At 67.5% G+C, this 6597-nt stretch carries 2 protein-coding genes; one reads left to right on the top strand and one right to left on the bottom strand.

Translation table 11 applies throughout. From position 1 onward, the window contains the following. Positions 1-70 precede the first annotated feature (70 nt). Positions 71-5020 (bottom strand): alpha-2-macroglobulin, encoded by a 4950-nt coding sequence (locus QMX96_RS26265; RefSeq protein WP_282362698.1) that lies wholly within the window; start codon positions 5018-5020, stop codon positions 71-73. Between the two features lie 147 nt (positions 5021-5167). Here QMX96_RS26265 and QMX96_RS26260 point away from each other — a divergent pair, with 147 nt between their 5' ends. Then, the gene (locus QMX96_RS26260; protein ID WP_282362697.1) at positions 5168-6508 is read left to right on the top strand and encodes an MATE family efflux transporter; all 1341 of its coding nucleotides are present in this window, start codon (positions 5168-5170) and stop codon (positions 6506-6508) included. Positions 6509-6597 lie beyond the last annotated feature (89 nt).

The raw sequence follows: 6597 nt of genomic DNA, 5'->3' as shown, positions 1-6597 counted from the left end.
GGTCAAGCCCGCTCCCACAGGGATTACTGCGACCCTTGTGGGAGCGGGCTTGACCCGCGATGGGGCCTGATTAGCGTCCCAGAATCACCATGTCACCCGGGCTCTCGCCCACCGCCTGCCAGTTGGGCCGGTACATCGACTCCACCTGCACCGGCGGCACGCGGTAGGTGCCCGGCGTGACCGCACGAGCCAGATACAGCAGGTGCGTCACGCCGTACGGGTCGACGTTCATCGCCGCCACGTAGCGGTCATCGCGAAACTCCTGGTGCACCACGTTGGCGTTCTGCATTGCTTCACGCCATTCCTTCACTGCACTGCTGGCGTTGTCCAGGCTGGCCGCACTTTGCGCCAGGTTCTGGTTTTCCAGCTCCAGGCCCGCCGGCAGCAGGTCGACGATCAGCGCGTCCGGCACCCGCTCGTTGGCGCGGATACCAATGTGCACCAGCACCAGGTCGCCACTCTTGAGCGACTTGATGTTCAGTGCCCGGCCATTCATGCCCAGGTACTCGCGGTAGATGCTCATGTTGGTGCCCACCGCACGGGGTGCGAAGCGCGGGTAACCCGACACGGTCAACTGCTGGTACACGGTCTTGTCGCTGGTGTTGGTCACGGTCAGCGGCGAGGCCAGCAACGGCCCCTCCAGCTTGAGCCCGGCCTGGGTTGGGCCCAGGTCGCGCAGCTCGCCCGCGCTGTCCAGGCGTGCACTCCAGCGGCCTTCAGGCTGCTTGAGCATGCCACGCCCGGCCATGAACAGCGCATTGCGTTCCTGGGTGGACAGGTACGAGCTGCTGGCCATCTTGTCCGACAGCTCGAACAGGCGCTGGTCGAGCTGGTCGGTGGCCAGCTTGTTCTCTTCGAGCAGGGCCAGGATCAGCGCCTCGTCACGTACCGGGCTGCCATAGTCGCTCAGCCACACGTCCTGGCGCTTGACCGCCAGGCCCGCCTGCAGGGCCTGCGCCGAGCGCGGCTTGTCGCCCATCTTGTCCAGTGCGATCGATAGCTGTACCAGCGGCAGGCCCGAACGTGCATCGGCGCGGCGCTCGAACAGGCTGCGCAGGGCACCCAACGGGGCCTGCTGGGTACGCGCCAGCACCAGCGCCGCATACGCCTGTACCGCGAAGCGGCTGTGCTCGGCGTTGCTGGTGTAGTACGGCTCGATCAGGTTGCGTTCCTGCAGGTAGCGCAGCAGGCGTTCGTTGGCCTTTTTCAGCGCCTCGGGCGGCACCGCGTAGCCTTGCTCGCGGGCACGCTGCAGGAAGTCGGTGACGTAGGCGGTCAGCCAGTACTCCTCGCTGTCGTCCGCGCTCCACAGGCCGAAGCTGCCGTTGTAGCGCTGCATGCCGAGCAGGTGCTCGATGCCCATCTCGATCTTGCGCTGGCGCACCTTGGGCTCTTCACCCTTGATGCCCAGGCGCTTGAGCGTCTCGGCATCGGCGTACAGCGACGGGTACAGCCCGCTGGTGGTCTGCTCCAGGCAGCCATAGGGGTAGGCCTCAAGGGCACGGATCTGCTCGGCGATGTTCAGCGGCGGGCGGCTCGACAGCGACAGCATCGCCTCCAGGCCCTGGGGTTCGAACGCGGCCAGGTCCTCGGCGGGCAAGGTCCATGGCTGGTCCTTGAGCGCGGCGCGGTAGTGCCTGAGCTGCGCCGGGTAGGCCGGGCGAATGCCCAGGGTCCACTCGCGGGTGAAGGCGGTGTTCGGTTCGCCAGGCAGCACCAGGCCGCTGACCTGCACCTTGACCTTGCCCTGGCCCAGGCCACCCACGGCCTGCACGCCCAGCAGCGAGGTCACGCGCTGGCCGTCACGCAGGCTCAGTGGCTGCTCGGACGGGGTCAGCAGGTTCAACTGGCCCTCGGTGGTCACCTTGACCGTGAACTTCTGCGCCTTGCCCGACAGGTTGGACAGGTCCAGCGCCAGCTCGGTACGGTCGCCGCCGGCCAGAAAACGCGGGGCCGACAGTTCGGCGATCAGCGGCGCGGCGACCACGGTCTTGGCCTCGGCCATGCCGAAGCGCTCGTCGGTCCAGGCCTGGGCCATCACCCGAAGCTCGCCGTTGAAGTCGGGGATGTCCACCGTCGCCTGACCTTCGCCCTTGGCGTCCAGGGTCACCGGGGCGCTCTGCAGGGCCACGATGGTCACGCTGGTGCTGGGACGCTTGCCGCCCTTGGCCATGGCCGCGTCACCGCCGAATGCCAGGCTGGCCAGGCGGCCCTGCCCGGCTTCGATCAGCTGGCCGTAGATATCCAGCTGGTCGGCGCCGTAGGCCTTGCGGCCGAACATGCCGGTGAACGGGTCGGGGGTGGCGTAGCTGGTGATGTTGAGAATGCCCACGTCCACCGCGGCCAGCAGCACCTGCACCTGCTTGGGGATGCTGCCATCGGCATTGCGCGCCTGCACCTTGACGGTGAGCGGCTGCTTGGGACGCATCTTTTCCGGGGCCTTGAGGGTCAGCGCCAGCTTGCGCTCGGCGCGATCCAGCGGCAGGTGCAGCACGCCCACGGCACGTTTGGGCGTGGCATTGGCCTTGCGCTCGCCGGGGCGGATCACCAGGGCGCTGACGTACAGGTCGTGGCGGGCCCATTTGGGGTCGAGCTTGACCGCGTAGGTCTTGCCTTCGGCAGGCACGTCGATTTCTTCCCACCACAGCGGGCCGTCATTGCCCTCGACGATCAGGTAACCCTTGCCGGCAGCCGGCGGGGTCACGGTGATCTGCGCGGTGGCGCCATCGGCGTAGGCCGGCTTGTCCAGCGCCAGCTTGACCTGGTCGGGGCGCACGGCGCCGCCGTCGGTGTTGTCCTGGGCACGCCAGCCAGCCCAGAAGCGCACGCTGCTGGTCACGCCGGTGCTCGGGTCTTCGACCTCGACACGGTACGGGCCCCATTCCACCGGGAAGCTCAGCTTGGCAGTGCTGCCGGCCTTGATGCTGACCGGCTGCTCGGACTGCAGCAGGAATTTCTCGTTGTAGTTGTAATCCCAGCCGTCACTGGAGGAATAGTTCCAGTAGTAGTCGCGGCGCTCCTGAATCAGGCGCACCTTGAGGTTGTCGGCGGCCAGTTTGTGGCCATCACGGTCGGCCATCAGCAGTTCGAACTCGACCGGGGTGTTGCCGTCGACCTCTTCACCGTCGAACAGCCCACGCAGGCCGGGCATGCGCTCGGCCGGCCAGATCGGCTGCTCCAGGCGCCGGGTGATCGGCCGGCCACCGGACTCCTGCAGGCTGGCCTGCACGCTCAGTTGCAGCGGCGAATGCGCCTCGGACCAGCGGCTTTCGATCTGCAGCGTGGCATCGCCCGACGCGTCCAGGGTGGTTTCGTCCAGTTCCAGGTCGTGGCTCAGGTCTTCCTCGGTGATCGAGCCGAACTGGTAGCCCGGCAAGGCCGGCACCGCTTCGCGCAGCGGGCGCACGTAGGCCTGGCCGCTGAGGCGGTTGCCCGAGGCCGGGGCGCCGTAGAGGTAGCGGCCATTGACATGGATTTCAGCGGTTTCACCCGGGCTCAGCGGGGTCGCGCTGCCCTTGAGTTCCAGGGCCAGGCGCTCGGGCATGAAGTCTTCGACAAGGAACTCGAACACCTGCTTCTTGCCGCCGCCCAGGTCGAACACCAGCTGCCAGCGCCCGGTCGGGGCTTCGCTGGCCAGTTGCAACTGGTACTGGTAGAAGCCGTTGGCATCGGCCTCCCACACGAACTTGCGGCTGACCTGTTCATCCGGACGACGCACCTCGACACTGACCGGCTGGGCCTTCACCGGCTTGCCGTCCTGGTCGCGCAGCAGGCCGTTGAGCAGCACGGTTTCACCCGGGCGATAGAGGTCGCGCGGGCCGAACACGAAAAACTGCAGCGGGTTGGCCTGCGGCCCGGTCAGCGCGAATTCGGAGAGGTCGAGCGCGGCGCTGTTCAGGCGCAGCAAGGTGGTGTGCACGCCCTGCTTGGCCAGCAGTACATCGGCCTTGGGCGGCATCGGCAATTGCGCATGGCCATCGCCGTCGGTCTTGGCCTGGGCCAGCAGCTTGCCTTCGCGGTCGAGCAGTTCGAGGTTGACCCCGTCCAGGGCCTTGCCGCCGTCCAGCGCCTGGGTGAACACGTCCAGGCGGTTGGTGTAGCGATGCGCCGACAGCCCGATGTCACTCAGGGTGAACAGGGTGGCCGGCTGCGAATAGTTGTAGCGGCCCGAGGCGCGCATCACCGCCAGGTACACCCCAGGTTCCTGCAACGGCTTGATCCCGGCAATCGGTAGCAACAGGGTTTCGCGGGTGTTGCGCACCGGGTTCAGGTCGAAGCGGCCGGCATACACCAGGTCGGCCTTGCTCAACAGCTCTTCGGAGTTGTAGTACTCGAGCGAGGTGTTGCGGCCCCAGCTGGCCAGGAAGCTGGACATCGACTCGGGCTTGATGCGGAAGAACTCGACGTCCACCTTGTCGATGTTCAGCGCGATCACCGGCAGGCCTTCGGCCAGGCGCGTGGGCAGCAGCGAGCCGCGGCTGGCGAAGCCCACGGTGGGCTGCATGTCGCGGGTTTCGAGGCGGCTGACGTATTCGCTGGGGAGCTTCTTGCCGTTCACCCCGAGCAGGCCGGCATCCACGGTCAGCACCAGCTTGCGCTGCGGCTCCAGGTGACGCAGGCGCAGCTCCATCTGGTTTTCGCTGAGCTCCCAGGCGCCGTCGAGCTTGCCCCGAGTGGTGTCCACCAGGTGCACGCGCTCGGCAAGGTTCTGGTCCTTGTCCAGCGGCACCGAGAAGGTCACCGACAAGGCGCTGGCACCGTCGACCTGCACTTCGGAAACGTCTACCACCGTCAGCTCGCGACCGGCGTAGCGCTCGCCCAGGCTCGCCTGGGTGGGCGCCGGGGTCGCCGCCGGGGCCGGTGCAGTTGCGGGCGCGGCCGGTTCGGCGGGGGCCGGCGCCGGGGCTACCGGGGCGGCCTGTTCCGTTGGCGCGGGGGCCGGGGCCGGTTTATCAGAAGACGAGTCGCAAGCACTGAGCAGCGCCATGGCGCACGCCAGCCACAATCCTTTGTTGAGCATGGAGGGTAACTCTTCCGGTAGCAGGGTCTGAGACGAGCACTATATAGCAAGCTCGCGGGCATCGCTGATCGAGGCGCCCGGCGTGAGACAGCGTTCACCAGTTTTAGTGCCGGGGGCGGCTACAATGCCGGTTCTCAAGGAGCCTGCATGTCCCGACTACTCAGCGACTGGCGCGACCGTCCGACCCACCACAGGGTCTGGGCGCTGGCCGCGCCGATGATTCTTTCCAACATTTCCGTGCCCATGGTGGCGCTGGTGGACAGCGCCGTGATCGGCCACCTGCCCCACGCGCACCAGCTCGGCGCCGTGGCGGTGGGCGCCAGCCTGTATACCTTCCTGGCGTTTCTGATGGGCTTCCTGCGCATGGGCTCCACCGGCTTTGCCGCCCAGGCGGCCGGGCGCGCCGACGGCGCCGCGCTACGCCAGGTGCTGGTGCAGGGGCTGCTGCTGGCGTTGCTGTTCGCCGTGCTGCTGGGGGCACTGGCGATTCCCTTCAGCCACCTGGCACTGGGCCTGATGCAACCGAGTGCCGCGCTGCAGGAAAACACCCTGGCGTTCTTCCACACGCGCTTGCTCGGCCTGCCGGCAGCGCTGGCCAGCTTTGCCCTGGTGGGGTGGTTTCTGGGTACGCAGAACGCCCGTGCCCCGCTGGCGATCCTGCTGACCACCAACCTGCTCAACATCGTGCTCAACCTGTGGTTCGTGCTGGGGCTGGACTGGGGTGTGCTGGGCTCGGCGCGGGCGTCGGTGATCGCCGAATGGTCGGCCGCGCTGCTCGGCCTGGCGCTCACGCGCCCGGCCCTGCGCGCCTACCCCGGGCAGGTGGCCTGGGCGCTGCTCAGGCGCTGGCACAGCTGGCGCCCGCTGCTGAGCGTGAACCGCGACATCTTCATTCGCAGCCTGGCGTTGCAGGGGGTGTTCTTCCTGATCACTGTGCAGGGTGCGCGCCTGGGCGAGGCGACGGTGGCGGCCAATGCGCTGCTGCTCAACGGCCTGCTGCTGACCGCGTATGCACTGGACGGCCTGGCGCATGCGGTGGAGGCACTGTGCGGACATGCGATCGGCGCCGGGGACCGCGGCGCATTGCTCCGTTCGATGACGGTGGCGTGTGGCTGGTCGTTGATCGTCAGCCTGGGGTTTGCCGGGGTGTTCCTGCTGGGCGGGCACTGGTTCATCCAGTTGCAGACGGATATCCCCAGCGTGCGCGAGACGGCGTTCGAGTACCTGCCATACCTGGCGCTGCTGCCACTGGTGGCGGTGTGGAGCTACCTGCTCGACGGGTTGTTCATCGGCGCGACAAGGGCACGGGAGATGCGCAACGGCATGCTGCTGAGCGTGGCGATAGCACTGCCGTTCGCCTATGCGGCCAGCGGGCTGGGCAACCACGGGCTGTGGCTGGGCTTTCTGCTGTTCATGGGGCTGCGGGCGGTGACGCTGGGGGTGATGGGGTGGCGGTTGCAGCGGCGTGACGGGTGGTTTGTGGTGTAAGTGCCGGCCCTATCGCGGGTCAAGCCCGCTCCCACAGGTACTGCATCAGCTTCAAGGATGATGAAAAACCTGTGGGAGCGGGCTTGACC

Source organism: Pseudomonas sp. PS01300 (assembly GCF_029960155.1).
Classification (GTDB): domain Bacteria; phylum Pseudomonadota; class Gammaproteobacteria; order Pseudomonadales; family Pseudomonadaceae; genus Aquipseudomonas; species Aquipseudomonas palmensis.
The sequence above is the reverse complement of the archived record's forward strand: the minus strand, read 5'-3'. Positions and strand labels throughout refer to the sequence as shown.